Annotated in this window: 19 protein-coding genes and 1 tRNA gene; 7 read left to right on the top strand and 13 right to left on the bottom strand. The window is 72.6% G+C overall.

What is annotated here, in order from left to right:
- Nucleotides 1–13 precede the first annotated feature (13 nt).
- The gene (locus tag ACH4TG_RS36045) at nt 14–955 is read right to left on the bottom strand and encodes an undecaprenyl-diphosphate phosphatase (protein WP_398246889.1); all 942 of its coding nucleotides are present in this window, start codon (nt 953–955) and stop codon (nt 14–16) included.
- A gap of 550 nt (nt 956–1,505) precedes the next feature.
- On the opposite strand from ACH4TG_RS36045, the gene ACH4TG_RS36040 reads away from it, so the two are divergent.
- Nucleotides 1,506–1,778: a hypothetical protein gene (locus tag ACH4TG_RS36040; protein WP_398246888.1), complete on the top strand. Its 273-nt coding sequence runs from the start codon at nt 1,506–1,508 to the stop codon at nt 1,776–1,778.
- 349 nt (nt 1,779–2,127) lie between these two features.
- Here the strand turns inward: ACH4TG_RS36040 and ACH4TG_RS36035 are convergent, their stop codons facing one another.
- Nucleotides 2,128–3,180, bottom strand: coding sequence for a PP2C family protein-serine/threonine phosphatase (locus ACH4TG_RS36035; protein WP_398246887.1), 1,053 nt, complete (start codon nt 3,178–3,180; stop codon nt 2,128–2,130).
- Nucleotides 3,181–3,363: 183 nt separating this feature from the next.
- On the opposite strand from ACH4TG_RS36035, the gene ACH4TG_RS36030 reads away from it, so the two are divergent.
- The gene (locus ACH4TG_RS36030; protein ID WP_398246886.1) at nt 3,364–4,182 is read left to right on the top strand and encodes a phosphatase PAP2 family protein; all 819 of its coding nucleotides are present in this window, start codon (nt 3,364–3,366) and stop codon (nt 4,180–4,182) included.
- A gap of 368 nt (nt 4,183–4,550) precedes the next feature.
- On the opposite strand, the gene ACH4TG_RS36025 is transcribed toward ACH4TG_RS36030, so the two are convergent.
- Nucleotides 4,551–5,516, bottom strand: coding sequence for an acyl-ACP desaturase (locus ACH4TG_RS36025; protein WP_398246885.1), 966 nt, complete (start codon nt 5,514–5,516; stop codon nt 4,551–4,553).
- Nucleotides 5,517–6,254: 738 nt separating this feature from the next.
- On the opposite strand from ACH4TG_RS36025, the gene ACH4TG_RS36020 reads away from it, so the two are divergent.
- Nucleotides 6,255–7,316: a hypothetical protein gene (locus tag ACH4TG_RS36020; RefSeq protein WP_398246884.1), complete on the top strand. Its 1,062-nt coding sequence runs from the start codon at nt 6,255–6,257 to the stop codon at nt 7,314–7,316.
- A 42-nt stretch (nt 7,317–7,358) separates the two neighbouring features.
- Here ACH4TG_RS36020 and ACH4TG_RS36015 read toward each other — a convergent pair whose 3' ends face one another.
- The gene (locus tag ACH4TG_RS36015; protein WP_398246883.1) at nt 7,359–7,892 is read right to left on the bottom strand and encodes a hypothetical protein; all 534 of its coding nucleotides are present in this window, start codon (nt 7,890–7,892) and stop codon (nt 7,359–7,361) included.
- 333 nt (nt 7,893–8,225) lie between these two features.
- Nucleotides 8,226–8,299 (bottom strand) — tRNA-Thr (locus tag ACH4TG_RS36010).
- 218 nt (nt 8,300–8,517) lie between these two features.
- On the opposite strand from ACH4TG_RS36010, the gene ACH4TG_RS36005 reads away from it, so the two are divergent.
- The 3 genes from ACH4TG_RS36005 (at nt 8,518) to ACH4TG_RS35995 (ending at nt 11,206) form a co-directional block, all read left to right on the top strand.
- Nucleotides 8,518–9,636, top strand: coding sequence for an ABC transporter ATP-binding protein (locus ACH4TG_RS36005; protein ID WP_398246882.1), 1,119 nt, complete (start codon nt 8,518–8,520; stop codon nt 9,634–9,636).
- 262 nt (nt 9,637–9,898) lie between these two features.
- Entirely contained in the window at nt 9,899–10,327 is a 429-nt protein-coding gene (locus ACH4TG_RS36000) for a hypothetical protein (RefSeq protein ID WP_398246881.1), read from the top strand.
- Nucleotides 10,328–10,465: 138 nt separating this feature from the next.
- Nucleotides 10,466–11,206, top strand: a complete 741-nt coding sequence (locus ACH4TG_RS35995; protein ID WP_398246880.1) for an NDP-sugar synthase — start codon at nt 10,466–10,468, stop codon at nt 11,204–11,206.
- A gap of 520 nt (nt 11,207–11,726) precedes the next feature.
- Here ACH4TG_RS35995 and ACH4TG_RS35990 read toward each other — a convergent pair.
- From ACH4TG_RS35990 to ACH4TG_RS35965, 6 genes are all read right to left on the bottom strand, one after another.
- Nucleotides 11,727–13,496: a DoxX family membrane protein gene (locus ACH4TG_RS35990; protein WP_398246879.1), complete on the bottom strand. Its 1,770-nt coding sequence runs from the start codon at nt 13,494–13,496 to the stop codon at nt 11,727–11,729.
- A gap of 150 nt (nt 13,497–13,646) precedes the next feature.
- A complete protein-coding gene (gene rlmB, locus ACH4TG_RS35985; protein WP_398246878.1) occupies nt 13,647–14,603 on the bottom strand; it encodes a 23S rRNA (guanosine(2251)-2'-O)-methyltransferase RlmB in 957 nt (318 codons plus the stop codon).
- 114 nt (nt 14,604–14,717) lie between these two features.
- Nucleotides 14,718–16,112: a cysteine--tRNA ligase gene (gene cysS, locus ACH4TG_RS35980; protein WP_398246877.1), complete on the bottom strand. Its 1,395-nt coding sequence runs from the start codon at nt 16,110–16,112 to the stop codon at nt 14,718–14,720.
- Between the two features lie 110 nt (nt 16,113–16,222).
- A complete protein-coding gene (gene ispF / locus ACH4TG_RS35975) occupies nt 16,223–16,753 on the bottom strand; it encodes a 2-C-methyl-D-erythritol 2,4-cyclodiphosphate synthase (protein ID WP_398246876.1) in 531 nt (176 codons plus the stop codon).
- A complete protein-coding gene (gene ispD / locus ACH4TG_RS35970; protein WP_398246875.1) occupies nt 16,743–17,483 on the bottom strand; it encodes a 2-C-methyl-D-erythritol 4-phosphate cytidylyltransferase in 741 nt (246 codons plus the stop codon). Before ispD ends, ispF begins: the two co-directional genes overlap by 11 nt.
- Before the next feature lie 220 nt (nt 17,484–17,703).
- A complete protein-coding gene (locus ACH4TG_RS35965) occupies nt 17,704–18,186 on the bottom strand; it encodes a CarD family transcriptional regulator (protein ID WP_033174074.1) in 483 nt (160 codons plus the stop codon).
- A gap of 440 nt (nt 18,187–18,626) precedes the next feature.
- Here ACH4TG_RS35965 and ACH4TG_RS35960 point away from each other — a divergent pair, with 440 nt between their 5' ends.
- Nucleotides 18,627–19,235 (top strand): DUF461 domain-containing protein, encoded by a 609-nt coding sequence (locus ACH4TG_RS35960; RefSeq protein WP_398246874.1) that lies wholly within the window; start codon nt 18,627–18,629, stop codon nt 19,233–19,235.
- Between the two features lie 143 nt (nt 19,236–19,378).
- Here the strand turns inward: ACH4TG_RS35960 and ACH4TG_RS35955 are convergent, their stop codons facing one another.
- On the bottom strand, nt 19,379–20,059 hold the full coding sequence (locus ACH4TG_RS35955) for a response regulator transcription factor (RefSeq protein ID WP_222965041.1): 681 nt from the start codon (nt 20,057–20,059) through the stop codon (nt 19,379–19,381).
- Nucleotides 20,056–21,390 carry a sensor histidine kinase gene (locus tag ACH4TG_RS35950; protein ID WP_398246873.1) on the bottom strand — a complete coding sequence of 445 codons (1,335 nt, stop codon included), beginning with the start codon at nt 21,388–21,390 and terminating at the stop codon, nt 20,056–20,058. Before ACH4TG_RS35950 ends, ACH4TG_RS35955 begins: the two co-directional genes overlap by 4 nt.
- Nucleotides 21,391–21,445: the final 55 nt, after the last annotated feature.

The following is a 21,445-nucleotide window of genomic DNA, read 5'->3' as shown; positions in this document are numbered from 1 at the left end:
GTGCCGGTCCGCGTCAGGCGAACCAGAGCATGCTGCCGACGCCGGCCACCAGGCAGTAGATCGCGAACGGCGTCAGCGTGCGGGTGGTGAACCAGCGGGACAGGAACCGCACCGCCGCGTACGCGCAGATGCCGGCGGTGATGAAGCCCACCGCGACCTGGCCGTGGATGTGGTCGCCGGCCGACCCCGCCAGGCTCGGCAGCTTCAGCAGCCCGGCCGCGAAGATCACCGGCGTGGCCAGCAGGAACGAGAACTTCGCGGCGTCCTCGTGGTCCAGCCCGCGCAGCAGCCCGCCCACCATCGTGATGCCCGAGCGGCTGATCCCGGCCAGCAGCGCCAGCGTCTGGAACAGGCCGATGATCCCGGCCTCGCGGTAGTTGAGGGTGTCCAGCCGGCGCTCTCCGCCGTGGGCGCGGACGTCGGCCTCCGTGGCCGCGCCCGGGCCCGCGCTGAGCTGCGGCGCCGGTGCCGCGGCGCGGGCTTCCGAGCCGCGCCGCAGGCGCTCGCCGGCGATCAGGATCAGCCCGTTGATGGTCAGGAAGACCGCCGCGGCCATGGGCTTGGCGAACAGGGTGCGGAAGGTGTGCTCCAGCGCCAGCCCGGTGATGCCGACCGGGATCGTGCCCACCACCAGGAGCCAGGCGAGCCGTTCGGTGGAGGTGGTCACCTTGCGGGTGCGCAGGGTGGTGAACAGCGCGCGGATGATCGCGACCCAGTCCTTGCGGAAGTAGGCCAGCAGGGCCAGGGCGGTCGCCACGTGGAGGGCGACGATGAAGGCGAGGTAGGGGGAGGACCCGGAGTCGCCGGAGGCGTTCTCGGTGACCAGGTGCTGCCAGGAGCCACCGATCCAGGCCGGCACGAGCACGGAATGGCCCAGGCTGGAGACCGGGAACAGCTCGGTCACGCCCTGCAGCGCGCCGATGGTGACGGCTTGGAGGTAGGACAGATCAGACACGGGGCAGTCCTCATGGAGCCGAGATGGACGGGGCGGAGGCGTCACTCAGGCGCGGCGACGCCGGGCCGCCGATGTCTACACTGCTGTAGACGTTCCAGGCGAACGTAGGAGCCCGCACGCCGGCCCGCAAGCCAAACCGGGTGAATTCCCCCTGAACTCCGCATGACGGCGGGGCCGTTCCCCGGCCCATTCGGGCGACGTACCCCCGTCCCGGCCTCGCGACGGCCGGGCACCACCTGCCGCTGCTTCTACATCATGTAGTAACTTGCCAACGTTGAGCCCTCCGGGCGAAGGAGCACTCGCGGTGAACGTGCCGGTCCGACACATGCTGGGCCTGGCTGCCGTACGCGCCGAGCAGACCGTCCGGATACTCATCCCCCCGGTGGCGCTCGCCTTGTTCGCCGCCCTTCTCAGGCCGCAGGTGTGCGATCGGCCAGGCAGGGGAGGAACGCTCACAGCCCTTGCATGCGCACTGCCGGCGGCACCGGCCGCCGTCTACGCCGCCGCGCGCATGTGAAGGCCCGAAGGTGACCTACCGAGGGGACGATCCGTGTCGCATTCCGCCGACTCCCGCGCCGCACCGAGGCGCCGACGCGCCGCTCCCCCTGGGCCCGCCCCCAGCGGGCAGCCCGGACGGCGCCCCCAGCAGGAGCCGGCGCGTCCGGGACCGGGGCCCGACGACCCCTACGCCGGCACCTTCCGCGGCGCCCTGACCCGCACCGCCGAACTACTGGCCTGCTGCGCGACCTCCGCCATCATGAGCCTGGTCGTCCTCGGCCTGGTCTTCGGACTCGTGATCGGCATCTACACCCTCCTCGGCTGACCCCGGCCACCCGGGCGGTGCGCGCTCCCCTCGGCGTGAACGAATTCCCCCCGCCGCCGAGCGGGCCCCACCGCCCGGGTGCCGTCGTTCCCGTGCGCGCACGTCCGTCTTGCCGCGACGGGTACGTCCCGGTCGTCGCCGAACCGCCGTGAACGGCGCCGTGCCAGGCCGAATCCAGGGGGGAGCCCGAGCCATCGAGCGCGCCCTGCGAGAGGGCTGGTCCCCCACCACCCCCGGCTCCCCCTTCCACCTCGACCTGTCCGCCGGCTACACCCCGTCGCCCTGACCGGCGCGGCGACAGCCTAAAGTGCGGCCTTGCCTCGCCCGACTGCGGCCGCAAGGCCGGAGATCATCCGGGGAGTCGTTTCACGGCGAGGACGGCGACGTCGTCGGCGAGGCGGCCGCCGGTGTGGGCGGTGAGGTCCTGGATGAGACGGCGGAGCAGTTCGTCGGGGCCGACGGACGGGAAGGTCACGGCCCGCTCCTCCAGGGGGTAGAAGACGCCCCGGGGTGATCGCGCCTCGATCACCCCGTCCGTGTAGAGCAGGAGCGTGTCGCCGACGGCGAAGGCGAACCCGTCGCTCTGCAGCTCGGAATCGTCCCTGCCGACGACGCCCAGCGGCGGTGCGGGCACGCTCGGATGGACGACGTCGACCGACCCGTCGCGCAGCACCAGGGGCGGCGGGTGGCCGCAGCTGATCATGGTGCCGTGCTCCGAAGCGTCCGGCAGGTCCAGGACCAGGGCCGTCACGAAGTGCTCGCCGGGGTCCTGTTCGGTGTCGGCGGCCTCCTCGATCTCCGCGTTCACACTGGCCTGCATGGACTTGACGAGGCCGTCCAGCGTTTCGCAGTTGCGGGCGCCCTGCCGGAAAGCGCCCAGGACCATGGACGCCTCACCGATCGCGGGCAGCCCTTTGCCGCGCACGTCCCCGATCAGGATCCGGCTACCGCCCCGGCCGCTCCTGACGACGGCGAACAGATCGCCGCCGATCTGGGTGTCGGCGTCGGCCGTCAGGTACAGCCACGCCACCCGCAGCGGCCCCACCTGCTCCGGGGGCGGGCGCAGCAGGGTGCGCTGGGCGGTCTCGGCGACCACGCGCATCCGGCTCAGCTCCCGGCCGCGCCGGTCCTTGAGGTAGCAGAAGAAGACCACCACGATCGACAGGATCACCAGCGCGATGAACTGCCACAGGTGATTCGCGGTGCCCAGCCCGCCGTTCAGGACCGCGACCAGGGCCTGGGCCCCCACGGCCACGGCCCCGACGATGGCCGTCCGCCCGGGTCCCGCGAAGGAGGCGGCCAGCGCCGGCGCGATCACCAGCAGCGGGCTGAGATGGACGTCGCTCGGGGACTCCAGGCCCGCCACCGTGATCACGACGATCAGCGCCAGCGGAATGGCCATCCACCGCCCCGACACGGGACTCGGCGAATCAACCAGCCTCCGGAAATCCATTCGTTCATTTTGTACCGATTTGCCCCGATAGTGCTATTGCCAGGGGATCGGAGGCCCCTGGTGCCCGGCCCGCCCGCCGGCCGTACCGTCTACAGTCTTGTAGACGGATGGGGACGGTCAGGAGTTGCCCGCATGAGGACATGGCCGCGCCGGTGGCCCGTGACGGCGGCCGCCGCCTGGGTGCTGTTCGCCGCGCTGGCGGCGGCACTCGCGCTGCACGGATGGCGGCCCTTCGGGTTCGAGCGGGCGGCGATCGACTGGAGTACCGGGCACCGGCCCTCGGGCGCCCGGCACGCCGCGATCGCCGTCACCGCGCTCGGCACCGGGGCGCCCCCTTACGTCCTCGCGCTGATCGCCGGCGCCGTCCTGACCCGAGGCGCCCGCGGGGATCGCGGGGATCGCGGAGATCGCGGGACCCGCAGGGACCGAGGCACCCGCAGGGACGGAGGCACCCGCACGCGCCGCCGCGCCGCCGCCCTCCTGCTGACCCCGCTGCTCTGGCTGATCGCGGGCCAGCTCCTCCGCCAGGCGCTGATGCACGGCTTCGGGCGGCCCCGGCCGTCGTCCGCGCACTGGGCCACCACCGTGACGGGGTTCGCGTTCCCGTCCGGCCACTCGTTCACCTCGGCGGTGTGCGCGGGGCTCCTCGTGCTGGCCGTCGCCCGCCGCCGTCCGGGGTGGACCCGCCGGGCCGCCGCCGTGGCCGTCCCGTACGCGGTCATGGTCGGCCTCAGCCGCGTCTACCTGGGCGTGCACTGGCCGCTGGACGTCGTCGGCGGCTGGCTCCTGGCCGCCGGCTGGCTGGCCTGCGGGGCCGCCGTCCTCACCCGCGTCGACCGGCGCCCCGGCGACGTCACCGCGCCGGGCGGGCGAACGCCCGCACGCCGAGCGGATCCCGGCGACCCGACGGTCCCGGCGCGCCGGGCCGCGCTGATACCGGCGGTGCGGTGACGAGCGCCGCGGAGCCCGCGGGAGCGGACCTGGCGCCGGCCGAGCCGGTGCGTGCGGCACCGCCGGGACGCCATGTGCGGCCGCTGTACGCCGCGGGCTTCACCACCGCCTTCGGCGCGCACGGGATCGCCGCCAACCTGGGCGCGCACGCCGCCGGCGCGGCGGTGTCGGTGCTGGCGGCGTGCGCGGCCGTGCTCCAGCCCGGGGCCGGACGGGCCCAGGACCGCGGCCGCCTCGGCACCGGCTCCCGCCGGCGGGGGCCGCACGGCGGGTACGGCCGGCACATCGCCTGCGGGCAGCGGCACGGGCGCGGGCCGGACGCCTGCGGGCAGCGGCACGGGGCGGGCCGGACGCGTGCGGGCCGGACGTCAGGTGCGGGCCGCCCGGCGGGCGAGGAGGGCCGCGCGGCGCTCGTCGAAGCGCGCGGCCTGATCGTTCAACCCGCCCATGAAAAGCCCCAGTTCCTCCTGGGTGCGCAGTCCTTCGGGGCCGAGCCCGGTGCGCTCCAGCACCTTGAGGTGGCGCAGCACCGGGATCAGCACGTCGTCGTGGTGTACCCGCAGGTTGTAGATCCCGCTGACGGCGATCCGGGCCGCCGCCCGCTCGAACCCCGGCATGCCGTGCCCCGGCATCCGGAAGTCCACCACGACATCGCGGATGGCGACCATCGCCTCGTCCGGGGCCAGTTCGAGGGCCGCGGCCAGCAGGTTCCGGTAGAAGACCATGTGCAGGTTCTCGTCGGTGGCGATCCTGGCGAGCATCCGCTCGCACGCCGGATCGCCGGACTCGCGCCCGGTGTTGCGGTGCGAGACCCGGGTGGCCAGCTCCTGGAACGCCACGTACGCCACCGAGTGCAGCATGCTGTGCCGATGGTCGTGCTCGAAGCCGTCCGACATGTGCTGCATGCGGAACCGCTCCAGCTCGCACGGGTCGACCGCCCGGGTGGCCAGCAGGTAGTCCCGCATCACGATCGCGTGCCGGCCCTCCTCGGCCGTCCAGCGGTGCACCCAGGTGCCCCAGGCACCGTCGCGGCCGAAGAGGGTGGCGATCTCGTGGTGGTAGCTCGGCAGGTTGTCCTCGGTCAGCAGGTTCACCACCAGCGAGATCCGGCCGACCTCGGAGACCTTGGACTGCTCGGGCGCCCACGCCTCGCCGCCGAACACCCCGTCGAAGTTGCGGCCGTCGCTCCAGGGCACGTACTCGTGCGGCATCCACTCCTTGGCCACCCCCAGGTGCCGGTCCAGCTCGCGCGCCACGATCTCCTCCAGGGCGTGGAGGAGGGCCGCGTCGCTCCAGCCCTCGGAGCGGGCGAGGTACGGCGAGGTGAGGGGCACGAGTTCTCCTGTGGGGTTGTGGCCGGTCCGCGAGGCACGGGGCGACCGGAACGAGGATGCTTCCTCGCGGGGCAGCGGACCCAGCAAGCTACTACACAAGGTAGAAACCGGCTGGGTATGCGGACCGCGAGATTCCGCGGCTCGCGCCGAGTGCGGCGGCCGGGGCCTCGGCGTCCGCGCGGCCGCCCTCAGCACACCCCTGCTCCCCGACACCGGGCTGGGCGCCGCCAGACGCTACAGCGCCCACGCGAGCCACCGCGACTTCACCGGCCGGCTCGGCGTGGCCCGCAAGCGCGGTGAGGCCGCGGATCGTACCGGCGATCAAGCCGAGGGACCCGGATGCCCGCTTCCCCGCCATCGGCCGCCCACCACTTGCACCCTGGGCCGCCGATCGGCCCCATCGGGCGACCTGCCGTCAGCGGTCGAGCGACGAGCGGCGCTCGCGAGAGGAAGAGGCGCTCGGCGATCTCCTGGTTCGTCGCGCCCGATGCGGCCAGTGCCGCCACCCGACCCGGTCAGCACCGACCACCAGCCTCCCCCTGAACGGCGCCCAGGCCAACGTCCAGGACCTGGCACTGACCCGCCCCTCCTGCTGATCCCTGCGACCGCCGCCGCCACAAGCGACGTCCTGCACCGCACGCAGCCGGCATCGCGACCCGCGACGCCGGCTGCGTCGTCCCCACCGGCGGGGCCGCACGACCGATGACGCCTGACGGACCCCGGGCCTAAGGTGTGCCGGTGATCTTCAAGAAGAAGCGGGGGGCTTCGGACCTCGCCACCACAGTTTCCGAGCTGGAAGAGGCCGTTGCCGAGCGCGACGGCGACCGCACCGGGCGGGCCTTCACCGCTCTGATGAACGGCGTGCAGTCGGCGTCGGACGCCGAATGCGAGCTGGCCGGGCCCCGGTTGGCGGCGCTGCTCCCGGCCTTCCCGCCGATCGGCCCGCGGCCGATGCTGGCGATGGCCGCCGGCTTCTGCGTCGAGCGCGGGGCGGATCCGGTGGCCTGCGCCGAGCCGATCCTCGACGGCGTCCACCGGGACCTGCTCGACTCCCTGGAGTTCGGCCGCCGTTGGACCGCCGGAGGCGGCGCCGAGGACGAACTGCCGGAACCGGACCAGAAGATCATCGACGAGGCGCTGCTGGCCCGCGTCGGCGGCGACACCTACGAGGCCACACGGCTGGCGCTGGCCTGGTGCTCGATCCAGGAGTGGCAGCCGCCGGCGCTGGCCGTGCTGTGCCGCAGCGCGGAGGTGCGCCGTCGGTATGCGTCCGCGCTCCTCCCGGCCTGCCGCGAGCTGAACGGCCTGGAGCGGCACGACCTCAAGTGCCTGGCATACGCGCTGGCGGTCCTGGACGACGAGCCCCTTGTCGTGCTGCACCGGCCCACCGGCACCGGATTCGAGATACGCATAGGTGGGATCGGCGACAACTTCCAGTTGCACACGCTGCTCGCGCACGTCCTGGTCGGCGGAGGCCACGTGCCGGGCACCCCGCCCTCCCCGGAAAGCGTTCGTCTGGCCACGGACCCGGCACCCGCCCGGGGACGCACCGACGTCGTCGCGACCGGAGCCTTCGAACTCCTCGCCCCGGACGGCACGCGCATCTGGAACGAAGGACTCCCCGACGACATCCCCGTGGTCGACGGCCGCCGCCTCCTCGTGCTCGACGAGCCGATGTACCAGCGCAGTTGGAACGCCGACCGGTTCTTCCCGCATCTCGCCGGCACGGCACAACTGACCCGCGTCCTGACCGCGGACGAGACACGGACCTGGTACGCCCGGACGTCGCCGAGCGCCTGAACACGTCGGAGCGCGGCTGCTGCACGTACCCCGGTCCCGCGCTCACGCCTTCAGGGACCGCCCGGCGCCGGGGTTCGCGGACCTGGCCAGGCTCTGGGCGGCGAGCAGGGACATCAGCAGGGCCGCCCCGCAGCTGTAGGCCAGCAGGACAGCGAAGGAGATCGGCGGGTCGGACGTCATCGCGCCCACCAGGTCGGCGGGGTCGCGGAGGATCTCGTAGCGGTCGCCCGGGCGGGTGTCGGAGCGGCACTGCTTGCTGCCCTGGAGGGTCGACGAACGCCCCTGCGCGTCACGGACCTTGCAGGTGTACGAGACCCTGCCGGTCTGTGCCGAGGTACTGCTCTTCACCGCGGTGACGGTGGCCTGCTCGTGCTCACCGCGCCAGTCGAGGATCGCGCTGCGGAAGCCGTACGGGACCATGACGAGCAGGAAGATCCCGAGGACCAGCAGGCCCGCCAGGCGCGCCGGCGACGGCACGCCGAGGATCAGCGGCAGTCCGAGGAGGACGGCCGCGCAGAGCAGGAAGGGGCCGGCCGTCACGAGTGCGGGCAGGTTGTGCGCGACGTCGAACAGCACGCCGCAGCCGATGATAACGGCCGCGCCGGCCAGCCCGAGAAGCGCTCCCGTCGACCGGGGCCGTCGCGGAGTCCACGAGCCGGGCCTGGTCAGCACCTCCCGTATCCACCGCCCGGTCGCCACCACCCGTCCCTCCACCCTCGACGCCCCCGTCGCCCGCATCCTGTAACGGCCTTACCCCCCGGGGTGGTTGACCACGCCTGAGCACCGGCACCCACGGCCGCGGCAAGCACGCGGGCCGCGCTGATCCACCCGCATCTGGAGGGCGTGACCCCGGTCACGACGAAGGGCCAGGCACCGGAGACAACCGCTCCGGCCTGGCCCTTTTGCGCGAGCCCCCTGTCGGGTTCGAACCGACGACCCCCGCTTTACAAGAGCGGTGCTCTGGCCAGCTGAGCTAAGGAGGCGCAGTCGCAGTGTACCGGGGCCGGGGGTGGGCGGGGCGGGGTCCCGCGGACGGGTCCGGGAGGGACGGCCAGGGGAGGTCAGGGGGAAATCAGGGACGGGGGCCTGGTGACAAGGGGCGTTCCGGCAGGTAGCGTCACGGCAGGTCCGCGCACGGTGGACCAGACCTTTACTCGGATCGTCCGGCACGTTCCTGCCGGTGAAGGGACTGCACTCAGTCATGGCAACTGTCACATTCGACAAGGCGACCCGCATCTACCCGGGTGGCGACAAGCCCGCCGTCGACGGGCTCGAGATCGAGGTCGGGGACGGCGAGTTCCTGGTTCTCGTCGGCCCCTCCGGCTGCGGCAAGTCGACCTCGCTCCGCATGCTCGCGGGGCTCGAGGACGTCAACGCCGGCGCCATCCGCATCGGTGACCGCGACGTCACGCACCTGCCGCCGAAGGACCGGGACATCGCGATGGTGTTCCAGAACTACGCGCTGTACCCGCACATGACCGTCGCGGACAACATGGGCTTCGCCCTGAAGATCGCCGGCGTCAACAAGGCCGAGATCCGCAAGCGCGTCGAAGAGGCCGCCAAGATCCTCGACCTCACCGAGTACCTGGGCCGCAAGCCGAAGGCCCTGTCCGGTGGTCAGCGCCAGCGTGTCGCGATGGGCCGCGCGATCGTCCGTGAGCCCCAGGTCTTCCTCATGGACGAGCCGCTGTCGAACCTCGACGCCAAGCTCCGTGTGCAGACCCGTACCCAGATCGCCAGCCTGCAGCGCCGCCTGGGCGTCACCACGGTGTACGTCACCCACGACCAGGTCGAGGCCATGACCATGGGCGACCGCGTCGCGGTGCTCAAGGACGGCCTCCTGCAGCAGGTCGACAGCCCGCGCAACATGTACGACAAGCCGGCCAACCTCTTCGTCGCGGGCTTCATCGGCTCCCCGGCGATGAACCTGGTCGAGGTGCCGATCACCGACGGCGGCGTGAAGTTCGGCAACTCCGTGGTGAACGTGGCGCGCGAGGCCGTCCAGGCCGCCGCCGACAAGGGCGACCGCACGGTCACCGTCGGCGTGCGCCCCGAGCACTTCGAGATCGTCAACGGCGAGAGCGGCTCGCTCTCCAAGGACGGCCCGGCGGGCCTGGCCGTGACCGTGAACGTCGTCGAGGAGCTCGGCGCCGACGGTTTCGTGTACGGCTCCGCGGAGGTCGGCGGCGAGCACAAGGACCTGGTCATCCGGGTCGGCGGCCGCGAGATCCCGGAGAAGGGCGCCGTGCTGCACGTCGTCCCGAAGGCCGGCGAGAGCCACGTCTTCGCCACCTCCACCGGCGAGCGCCTCAGCGACTGACGCAGGCGTCGCCCACCGGGCGAACGTCGCCACGTCCGACAGGGCGGCCGGCCGGTACGCACACCCCGTGCGTGCCGGCCGGCCGCTTTTTCGTGCCCGTTCCCGCACCCGGTGCGCCCGCACCCCGCCCACTCCCATACCGCCCCATATCCGGCTTTTCGGGTGCGTTCGTCAACCTGCGCCCGCCACCCGCCCCGGTTCCCCTCCCTCGTGAGGGTGACTAAATGTCGCCAAATCATCACCAGTCGCTACCATCCGATGCGTGAACCAGGTAGCTCGCCGTCTCGGCAAGACATTCGCTCTCGTTCTTCCGGTCGTTCTCGTCCTGTCGGGGACGCTCGCCGTCACCCGCGTCCCGTGGGCGGCCTCCTCCTCCGAGGCGCAGGTGCTGACCGCCTCAGCGAAGAGCACGCAGCAGGTGGCGGCCGCGAAGGCCGCGACGTCGCCCCAGGAGGCGCTGCGCCAGCGCCTCCTGGCCGAACTCCAGGAGAAGGACCCGGGCGTGGCCCTGACCGATCTGCAGATCGCCATGGCCCAGCACCCGTCGCTCGCGAAGTACTGCGTCTCCCTCGCCCGTTCGCTGGGCCGCGCGGCCGTCGCCAAGTACGACGGCGTCACCCGCCGGGCCCAGGCGTGGTCGCGGCCGGTGTGCGACACCGCCTTCGCCACGGGCGTCGCCTCCGTCGGCTGAATGCCCCCGGCAGTCCCCCGGTAGACCCCCGGCAGGCCGCCGGAACCCCTGCGACGCCCGTGCCCCCGACCCGGCACATGAAGGGCGTGCGGCCCACCCTCCGCGGGCCGCACGCCCTCGTCGCATAAGGTGCGCTGCATGACGCCCGCCCAGCATCACGCTCACACCCCCGTCAAACCGGTCACGCAGGCCGTGCTCCTGGCCGGCGGTCAGGGCTCGCGGCTGCGCCCCTACACCGACGACCGGCCCAAGCCCATGGTCGAGATCCCCGGCACCGGAACGCCGATCATCGGCCACCAGCTCGCGTGGCTCGCCGCCGAGGGCGTCACGGACGCGGTGGTCTCCTGCGGCCACCTCGCGGACGTGCTCCAGGAATGGCTCGACGCCACCCCGCTGCCGCTGAACGTCACCACGGTCGTCGAGCACGAGCCGCTGGGCCGCGGCGGCGGCCTGAAGTACGCCGCGGCCTCACTCCCCCGCTCCGACGAGCTCTGGTACGCCACCAACGGCGACATCTGGACCCGGTTCTCGCTGCGCGAGATGGCCGCCTTCCACGAGGAGCGGGACGCGGTCGCCACGCTCGCCCTGGCCCGCCCCCGGATCCCGTGGGGCGCGGTGGAGACCAACGAGTTCGGCCAGGTGCTGGACTTCATCGAGGCACCGCCGTCGCCGTTCCTGATCAACGCCGGCGTGTACGTCTTCTCGCCCGAGTTCACCACGATGCTCCCGGACCAGGGCGACCACGAGCGCACCACCTTCCCCCGCCTCGCCAGGGAACGCCGCCTGGCCGGCTTCCCCATCCCCCAGGGCGCCTACTGGCGCGCCATCGACACCGCCAAGGACCTCACCGAGGCCGCCAAAGAACTCGGCACGGCCTGATTTTTTGCCGGCCCCTTTCTGCCGGCCTCTCGCCGCCGGGCCCTTAGACCCGGTGTCTGCCGGTCGATCGTGCTCGCTCGCTGCGCTCACTGCGCGCGTTCTCCCTCTAGACACCGGCGGGCCCTTTGGCTCGATGCCTACACGGAGCAACCGGGAGAATTGGTGCGGGCCCATGGGGCACCCCAGACAGGTAGTCCAGGGTCACCCTGACAGCGAACCCTGCGAACATTCGAAGCGTCCTGCCTCACCCGTTTTTGTAGCGCCCGAGCCGAAGGGCCCGCCGGTGTCTAGAGGGAGAACGCGCGCAGGCCCGTGAGGAACGAGCGGGCCGAGCACGATCGACCGGCAGACACCGGATCTAAGGGCCCGGAGGCGAGGGCGCGGCAATAAGGGGCCAGGACGTCCACTCTGCGGACTCGGGCAACCGATCACGTCCAGCCGAATCGTCCACGCTGCGAGCTACGCCCACCGATCACGCCCAGCCGATCCGTCCACATTGCAAGCTACGCCCCCTCGCCCCCTACGCCACGCGATCAGTTCCCCCCGACCCGCCGCCCGAGCCCTCGCCCGCCCCGCCGGAAGGCAGGCCGAGGAGGAGGCCGGTGGGCGAGCCGCTGCCGAGGAGGCCGCCGATCGCGCCGGGCTGGGTGGGCTTGGGGGCGGGCTGGGACGGCGGGGGCGGGGCCTGGTGGGTGGGTGCAGAGCCGGTCGGGTCCTGCGAGCCGCCGCCTGAGGAGGAGCCGGAGCCGCCGGGCGCCGTGCTCGTCGAGCCGCCGCCCGAACCGCCGCTGCTGCCGCTGCCGGTGCTGTGGCTGGTCGGCCGGTGGGTCGGCGGGACGACGGCCGACGGGGTGTGCGCCGCGGGCGGCTTGTGGGTCTTCGTGGGCGCCGCGGTCGGGGACGTCGGCGCCGGTGAGCCGCCGGTGCCGGCGCTGTCGCCGCCGGAGACCTCGGGGAGCGGCGAGCCCGGCAGGTTGTTGGTGGGTGTGACCTGGGGGTCGGGCCGGTCGAGGTGGGTGCTGCTGGCGCGCACCGCGGCGCCCAGCACCGAGCCGATGAGCAGCGTCAGGCCGATGACGACGGTGGCGAGCACGGCGCCGCGGCGCAGCACCCGGCGCCGCAGGTCCCACAGGTCCACGCGGGGGCCGAGGGTGCGCCAGGCGTCGGAGGCGAGCCGCCCGTCGACGGAGTAGACCGGGGCGCCGGCGATGACGAGCGGGCTCCAGGCGGCCAGGTAGATGAAGTCGGGGGCGTCGTAGACCGGGACGGTGCGCCAGCTCACCGTCACCAGCAGCGCCACCGACAGGGCCGCGCCGATGGTGGCGGCGACCCGCTGCCACAGGCCGAAGACGGTCAGCACGCCGACGACGACCTGCAGGAAGGCGATGCTCAGGCCGGCCCCGACGGGGTGGTTGAGCGCGGCGTCGCGCAGCGGCTCGGCGAGCGCCCAGGGGTGCAGCGACCGCAGCCAGGTGACCATCGAGCCGCGCTGGCCGCCGTCGAAGTAGACGCGGTCGCACAGCTTGCCCATGCCGGCGTAGATCGAGACGAAGCCGAGGAACACCCGCAGCGGCAGCAGCACGATGCCGAGGTTCATCCGGCGGCCGGGGTACCAGGCGTGCTTGACCGGCTCGCCGCGTCGGTTGCGCGGCCGGCGCTCGGGCTCCGCGCCGTACGCGTCCGCCGCGTACCGGCCGGCATCGCCGTCGCCGAAGCCGCCGCTGTCGGTGCGGCCGCCGCGCCGGCCGACCACCGGCTCGCGGTCGCCCGCGCCGGGGTACGCGTCGGCCTGCCCGGGCTGCCCGTCGTCGTACGTCTCGTAGGGCGGCGCGTACGCCTCCCGGTACCCGCCGCCGTAGCGCTCGCCGTCCGCGGGCCCGTAGGGGCGCGGCAGCAGGCCGGTGGGGACGTCGCCGCCGGTGCGCTGGCCCACGACGGTCGGCAGCACGGTCGTCTCGTCGATCCGCGGCAGCACCTGGGTCGCCGCGCCCGAGTCGGCGCGGTGCACCGCCTGGAACAGCTCGCCCGCCAGGGCGTCGCCGGAGGCGCCCTGCCCGGACCAGACCACCGGCGCCCTGCGCCGCCCGGTGCTCTGGGGCACGACCGGGATGCTGGCGGTGTCGTCGAGGCCGAGGGCACGGGTCGAGGTCGCCCCGAGCCTCACCCGGAAGCTCGCGTGGTTGACGATGACCTGCGCGGGGTCGCTCGGCACCCGAGGCATCGTCAGCACACGCTCGTCGTAACCGGGCGCGCCTCCCCCCGTGGGAGTGCGGGGTGTTCTGGTGTCCACGCTCAACTAACCGAGTGACACACCGTTTAGAAACGGCCTCGGAGCGTCATCGTGTCGGCGCTCCGACAATCGGGGGTTCCCGCCCCGCGGCCCGCGGGCCAGGTCCCGGCGGCCTCAGGACCGCCGGGTCAGGCACGCGTCACGCGCGGGTCACGCGCGGCGGCGCGACGCCTCGTAGAGCACGACGCCCGCGGCCACACCGGCGTTCAGCGACTCGGCGCCGCCCGGCATCGGGATCCGCACGCGCAGGTCGCAGGTCTCGCCGACCAGCCGCGACAGGCCCTTGCCCTCGCTGCCCGCGACGATCACGACGGGCCCGGACAGCAGCTCCAGGTCCTGGAGTTCGACGTCGCCGTCGGCGGCCAGGCCGACGACGGTGAGACCGGCCTTCTGGTACGCCTCCAGGGTCCGGGTGAGGTTGGTGGCCCTGGCCACCGGCACCCGGGCCGCGGTGCCCGCCGATGTCTTCCACGCGCCGGCCGTCATCCCGGCCGCACGCCGCTCCGGCACCACCACGCCGTGCCCGCCGAACGCGGCCACGGAGCGGACCACGGCGCCGAGGTTGCGCGGGTCGGTGACGCCGTCGAGGGCGACGATCAGCGGGTCCTCGCCGCGGTCGGTGGCCTCGACGACCAGGTCGTCGGGGTGCGCGTACTCGTACGGCGGGATCTGCAGCACCAGGCCCTGGTGGTTCAGTCCTGCGGTGATCCGGTCGAGTTCGGGCCGGGCGGCCTCCAGCAGCGGGACGCCGCGGTCGGCGGCGAGCTGGACGGCCTCGCGCACCCGGTCGTCGTTCTCGATGTACTGCTGCACGTAGACCGCTGTCGCCGGGATGTCGGCGCGCAGCGCCTCCACCACCGGGTTGCGGCCGACGACCAGTTCGGCGGTGGCCTTGGCGCCGCGGCCCGACGGCCGCCGCGACTGGGCCGAAACCGCCCGCTTGGCCTGTGCGTTGGCCACGCGGTTCTTCTTGTGGCCCTTGCGCATCTCGGCGGGCGGCGTCGGCCCCTTGCCTTCCAGGCCCCGGCGCCGCTGCCCGCCACTGCCGACCGTGGCGCCCTTCTTGTTGGTCGTACGGCGGTTCCTGCGCTGGCTGTTGCCGGCCATGGGAGGCACTCTCATTCTTCGGTGAAGCTCAACTAACGTCGTGCGGTGCCGTGTCGGCCCCGCGAGGGGCCGGGGTCACCCCCGGCCCGAGGGCCTCCCCCGGGCCCGGGGCGGTCACCCCTGCAAGGTCCAGCGGGACCCGGTAGGCGTGTCCTCGATCTCCAGGCCCGCCTGGACGAGCCGGTCGCGGATCGCGTCGGCGGTGGCGTAGTCCTTGCGGGACCGGGCCGACTGCCGCTGCTCCAGCACCAGCGTGACGAGGGAGTCCACGACGCCGTGCAGGTCGTCGCCGCGGTCCGCGCCGGTCCAGTGCGGGTCCAGCGGGTCGAGACCCAGTACTCCGAGCATCGCACGGACTTCGGCCAGCCGCGCGACCGCCGATTCCTTGTCGTCGGCGTTCAGCGCGCTGTTGCCCTGGCGGACGGTGGTGTGCACCACCGCGAGCGCCTGCGGCACGCCCAGGTCGTCGTCCATCGCCTCGGCGAAGGCCGGCGGCACCTCGGCGGCCGGCGGCACGTGCTTCCCGGCCTTCTCCGTGACGCGCTGCACGAAGCCCTCGATCCGCGCGAACGCGGCCTCGGCCTCCCGCAGCGCCTCCTCGCTGTACTCGATCATGGAGCGGTAGTGCGGGGTGCCCAGGTAGTACCGGAGCACGATCGGGCGCCAGTTCCTCACCATCTCGGACACCAGCACCGAATTGCCGAGCGACTTGCTCATCTTCTCGCCGCTCATGGTGACCCAGGCGTTGTGCACCCAGTACTGCGCGAACTCGTCGCCGTACGCCTTCGCCTGGGCGATCTCGTTCTCGTGGTGCGGGAAGATCAGGTCGATGCCGCCGCCGTGGATGTCGAAGGCGCTGCCCAGGTACTTGTGGGCCATCGCCGAGCACTCCAGGTGCCAGCCGGGCCGGCCGCGGCCCCACGGGGTGTCCCAGGACGGCTCGCCGGGCTTCGCCGCCTTCCACATGGCGAAGTCGCGCTGGTCGCGCTTGCCGGTCTCGCCCTCGCCCTCGGGCTGCCGCAGGTTGTCCAGCTCCTGGTTGGACAGCTCCAGGTAGTCGGCGTACGAGCGCACGTCGAAGTAGACGTTGCCGTCGGCGACATAGGCGTGGCCGCGCTCGATGAGGCCCTGCATCATCTCGATCATCTCGGGCACGTGGCCGGTCGCCCGGGGCTCGTAGGTGGGCGGCTGGCAGCCGAGGACGTCGTAGCCCGCGTTGAACGCGCGCTCGTTCTCGTAGCCGATGGCCCACCACGGGCGGCCCTGCTCGGCCGACTTCCGGATGATCTTGTCGTCGATGTCGGTGACGTTGCGGATGAAGGTGACGTCGTAGCCGCGGTAGCGGAACCACCGCTGGAGGATGTCGAAGTTGAGCCCCGACCTGATGTGCCCGATGTGCGGGGCGGCCTGCACGGTGGCGCCGCACAGGTAGATCGAGACGCAGCCCGGCCTGAGCGGGGTGAAGTCACGGACCTGGCGCGCGTTGGTGTCGTACAGGCGAATAGTCACGCACCAAGGGTATCGGCCCCGGACGGGTGCCTCGCGCGGATCGGTCGAGCCCGGCCGGGGTGCGGCTGAAGCGGCGTTCACCGCCGCGGCCGCGGCGTCCGGCGGCGAGGTCAGACCCGCACCACCAGCGCCGTGGCGATCGCGGCGAGGCCCTCGTCCCGGCCGGTGAAGCCGAGCCCGTCGGTGGTGGCCGCGCTCACCGCGACCGGTGCGCCGACCGCCGCGGACAGCACCTGCTGCGCCTCGTCCCGCCGCTTGCCGATCTTCGGGCGCCGGCCGACCACCTGGACGGCGACGTTGCCGATCTCGAAGCCGGCGGCGCGGACGATGCGGGCCGCCTCGGTGAGCAGCGCGACGCCGGACGCGCCCGACCACTCGGGGCGGCCGGTGCCGAAGTGGGCGCCCAGGTCGCCGAGGCCGGCCGCGGAGAACAGCGCGTTGCAGGCGGCGTGCGCGACCACGTCGGCATCGGAGTGGCCGGCGAGCCCCGGCCCCTCGCCCTCCCACAGCAGGCCCGCGCACCACAGCTCGCGGCCCTCCTCGAAGGCGTGGATGTCGGTGCCGATGCCGACCTGCGGCAGCGCCGGGCGGCCGACAGGAGTGGCCGAGGCGGCCGCGGAGGCGGCGGGCTCAGTAGGCATCGGTGGCCCTCCGGCGGGCGAGGACGGCCTCGGCGAGCACCAGGTCCAGCGGGCGCGTCACCTTGAACGCCTCCTCGTGCCCCGGCACGACCAGCACCGGCACGCCGAGCTGCTCGACCATGCTCGCGTCGTCGGTGACGTCGCGGGTGACGGTGGCGTGCGCCTTGGCGAGCGTGGCCCGGTCGAAGCCCTGCGGGGTCTGCACGACCCGCAGCAGGGAGCGGTCCGGGGTGCCGGTGACGATCCCGGTCTCCGGGTCCACGCTCTTGACCGTGTCGGCCGCGGGCAGTCCGGGGACGACGGCGGCGGCACCGCCGCGCACCGCCTCCACCACGGACTCGACGGTCTCGACCGGCACCAGGGGCCGGGCCGCGTCGTGGACCAGGACCACGTCGACGTCCTCGGGCAGCGCGGCCAGGCCCAGCCGCACGGACTCCTGCCGGGACTCGCCGCCCGGCACCACCCTTATGTCCGTGGACTCGGGCAGGCCGTGGGCGTCGAGCAGCGCCCTGACCTCGGCGGCGCCCTCGGGCGGAGCCACCACGACGATCACCTGGACGGCGCGGGCGCGGGCCATCGCGCGCACCGCGTGGACGAGGATCGGGACCCCGCCCAGGGTGCGCAGCGCCTTGGGCGCGCCGGGGCCCAGCCGGACGCCACGTCCGGCGGCGGGAATGACGGCTGCGGTACGCAGGTTTGTGTCCTTGTATGAGATGGGTATCGCACTCAACGTGCCGGGCACCGCGTTCTCGGGACCCCTTCCGTGAAGTCCCGGGGAGCGCGAGCACAAGCATGCCGCAGCACCCGGCGATTGCGCTCGGCCGGGTGCCGCGGCGGTGTCCCCCGGCGGTGTCCGGGGGATGCGTCTGCGTAGGTCGGTACCCCAACGTCGGTGTGCAGGCGGCACACCGTCAGAAGCGCGACACGAGAGCGTCCGAAAGGGGACGGTCTTACGACGCGAGGACCTCGTCGAGCAGCGCCTCGGCCTTGTCCTCGTTGGTGTTCTCCGCGAGAGCCAGCTCGCTGACCAGGATCTGCCGCGCCTTGGCGAGCATGCGCTTCTCGCCGGCCGACAGGCCGCGCTCACGCTCGCGACGCCACAGGTCACGCACGACTTCCGCGACCTTGATGACATCGCCGGAGGCGAGCTTCTCCAGATTTGCCTTGTATCGGCGGGACCAGTTGGTGGGCTCCTCGGTGTACGGCGCGCGCAGCACCTCGAAGACCCGGTCCAGACCCTCCTGACCGACAACGTCGCGCACGCCGACGAACTCCGCATTGTCCGCGGGCACACGCACCGTCAAGTCGCCCTGGGCGACCTTGAGCACCAAGTAGGTCTTGTCCACGCCTTTGATCTGGCGAATTTCGATGGCCTCGATCAGCGCGGCCCCGTGATGGGGATAGACCACGGTGTCGCCAACCTTGAACGTCATGTGACAGGTACCCCTTCCGTGGCTATCCAGGGTAACACGGGAACGGCCTCATCTGAATGGCGTTTTCGCAGGTCAGGGCATATCTCGGGGCTTGACAAGCGACCCCGGAACGTGCTGCGCGGTACCTCGCGGCAGGGGTATCCGCAGGTCGGAGCCGGTATTCACGACGCCTGAAACACGGCCGTCACAGGCCCGGATGCCTCCGAACAAGGGGCGATACGTCCTGGTTTGTCACCCCCGCAGGAGTGGCCGATCGCTACTCCGTTCGGGCCAGCGGCGTGAGGAAGATCCAATTTTGCACAGTCATGGAAATCCGGCCGGGGAAGTGATCACCTTAAAGGCGGGGCCGGTGCGCGGTCTGCTGGACGGCTCGGTAATCTAAGGCCGCTAGAAGATCTTCCGATACCTGCTAGGTACCTGCCCAAGGAGATGCCGCCGCCGTGGTCCGCAGCAGCTTCCGTCGCGGCGCCCTCGCCGCCGTACTCGCGCTCTCGCTCGCTCCCCTCGCTGCCGCATGCGCCGCCGGGAACGACGCGCAGACCCTGGAGGTCAAGCCGGACAGCGCCGCCTCCAGCACCGGCAACGTCAAGGTGCAGAACGCGTTCGTGCTCACCGATCCGACCGGCCCGGCCAGCGTCACGGCCCGGGTCTTCAACAACGGAGCGGCGCCCCAGGCGCTGCAGTCGATCGCCCTGGCCGGCACCGTGAGCGCCACCCTGAAGGCTGCCGACGGCAGCTCCACCGTGGTCATCCCGCCGCACGGCTCGCTGCTGCTCGGCGGCAAGGGCAACCCGTCCGCCATCATCGAGGCCGGCGGCGAGTCGCTGCGCAACGGCGACGTGCAGCAGGCGACGTTCACTTTCAGCCAGGCCGGTGCGCTGAGCCTGCCCGTCAGCGTGGTGCCCGCGGTCAGCTACTTCCAGCCGTACGGCCCCAGCTCGACGCCCGGCACGGCGACCCCGCTGCCGACCGGCACCACCACGCCGACCACCAAGCCCAACACGCCGGCGACGCCCACCACGCCGGCCACCGCGACGCCGACCGCGTGAGCAGCGTCACGGCGTCACCCGCGCCGTGACGTCCTCGAGTTCACGAGGAATTCATCAGGGGAAGGGCCCGGCGGATTCGCCGGGCCCTTCCCCTGATGCCGTATTGCGGTGTTCCGGAGTTCCGGTGTTCCGCCGGATCTTTCTTAGGGCTCGAACTTGTAGCCCAGGCCGCGCACCGTCACCAGGTAGCGCGGCGCGCCCGGGTCCGGCTCGATCTTGGCCCGCAGGCGCTTGACGTGGACGTCGAGGGTCTTGGTGTCGCCGACGTAGTCGGCGCCCCAGACCCGGTCGATCAGCTGCATCCGGGTGAGCACCCGGCCCGCGTTGCGGAGCAGCATCTCCAGCAGGTCGAACTCCTTGAGCGGCAGGTCGACCTTGCCGCCGCCGACGGTGACGACGTGCCGGTCCACGTCCATCCGGACCGGGCCGGCCTCCAGGGCCGCCGGCGACACCTCCTCGGGCTCACCGCGGCGGCGGAGCACCGCGCGGATCCGGGCGACCAGTTCCCGGGAGGAGAACGGCTTGGTGACGTAGTCGTCGGCGCCTATCTCGAGGCCGACGACCTTGTCGATCTCGCTGTCCTTGGCGGTCACCATGATCACCGGGACATTGGACTTGAGGCGCAGTTGGCGGCAGACCTCGGTGCCGGGCAGGCCCGGCAGCATCAGGTCGAGCAGGACCAGGTCGGCGCCGTTGCGCTCGAACTCGTCCAGACCGTCGGGCCCGGTCGCGGAGATGGCGACCTCGAAGCCCTCCTTGCGGAGCATGTAGGACAGCGCGTCGCTGAAGGACTCTTCGTCCTCGACGACGAGTACGCGGGTCACGGAAGGACCTCCGGGGCGGGGATGTGTTCGGGGAGAGTCTGGAAAAGCTGATCCGCGGTGGGCTCGTCGGCGGGCTCGTCGCCCGATTCCGGATCCACCTCGGCGTCGGGGTCGAGACCCTGCTGGAGCGCCCTGTCACGGGCGATGCCGGCCTCGGGGAGCCGCAGCGTGAAGGTGGAGCCCTGGCCCTCGGCGCTCCACACCGCGACCTCCCCGCCGTGCGAGGCGGCCACGTGCTTGACGATGGACAGGCCGAGCCCGGTACCGCCGGTGGCCCGCGAGCGCGCCGGGTCCACCCGGTAGAAGCGCTCGAAGATCCGTTCGCGGTCCTTCTCGGAGATGCCGATGCCCTGGTCCGTCACGGAGATCTCGATGAGGTCCCCTCCCCCCGAGCCGGCGGCCCGTGAGGTGCCTCCGGGCACGCTGATCCGGCGCCCGGCTATGCCGACCCGGGTGCGGGCCGGACTGTAGTTGACGGCGTTCTCGACGAGGTTGCCGAGGGCGGCGGCGAGCTGGCCCCGATTTCCCCAGATGAACAGGTCGGGGGTGGTTCCGGTGGCCATGGTGATCTGTTTGGTGTTGGCCTGGTGGCGGCAGCGGTCGACCGCCTCGGCGACGAGGTCGTCCACGGCGACCGGCTCGGCGTCGTCGAGCAGGTCGTCGTTCTGCACCCGGGACAGGTCGATGATCTCCTGCACCAGGCTGGTGAGGCGGGTCGCCTCGATCTGCATCCGGCCGGCGAAGCGGTTGACCGCCTCGGGGTCGTCGGCCGCGTCCATCACGGCCTCGGACAGCAGGGACAGGGCGCCGACCGGCGTCTTCAGCTCGTGGCTCACGTTCGCCACGAAGTCCCTGCGCACCGCTTCGATCCGGCGGGCCTCGGTGAGGTCCTCGACGAGCAGCAGCACCAGCCGCGAGCCCAGCGGGGCCACGCGGGCGGAGACCGCCAGTCCCTCGCCGCGGCTCGCGCCGCGCCGCGGCAGGTCCAGTTCCACCTGCCGTATCTCGCCGTCCCGCCGGGTCTCGCGGGCCATCTGCAGCATCTGGTCGACGGCCAGCCGGCCGCCGCGGACCAGTCCGAGGGCGTATGCCGCCGAGCTGGCCTTGACCACCGTGTCGCCCTCGTCGAGGACGACCGCCGAGGAGCGGAGCACCGACAGCACGGTGTCCACGCCGGGCGGCAGCACGGCGGTGCTCTGATCGGAGCGCAGTGCGGTACGAGTCGGGCGGGACAGCTCCCGCTCGCTCCAGCGAAACGCGAGCACAGCGATCACGCCGGTCAGCAGACCGGCGATCGCACTGGCTGCGGCGACTGCCGCGTTCACGTCCATGGCTCCAGGTTAGGTGGACTGTTCACGCAGCCCACAAGCCTGTGAGAGAGCTCTC

The sequence above is a fragment of the Streptomyces sp. NPDC020917 genome, from assembly GCF_044333795.1.
Lineage (GTDB): Bacteria > Actinomycetota > Actinomycetes > Streptomycetales > Streptomycetaceae > Actinacidiphila.
This window is presented reverse-complemented; position numbering and strand designations above follow the sequence as displayed.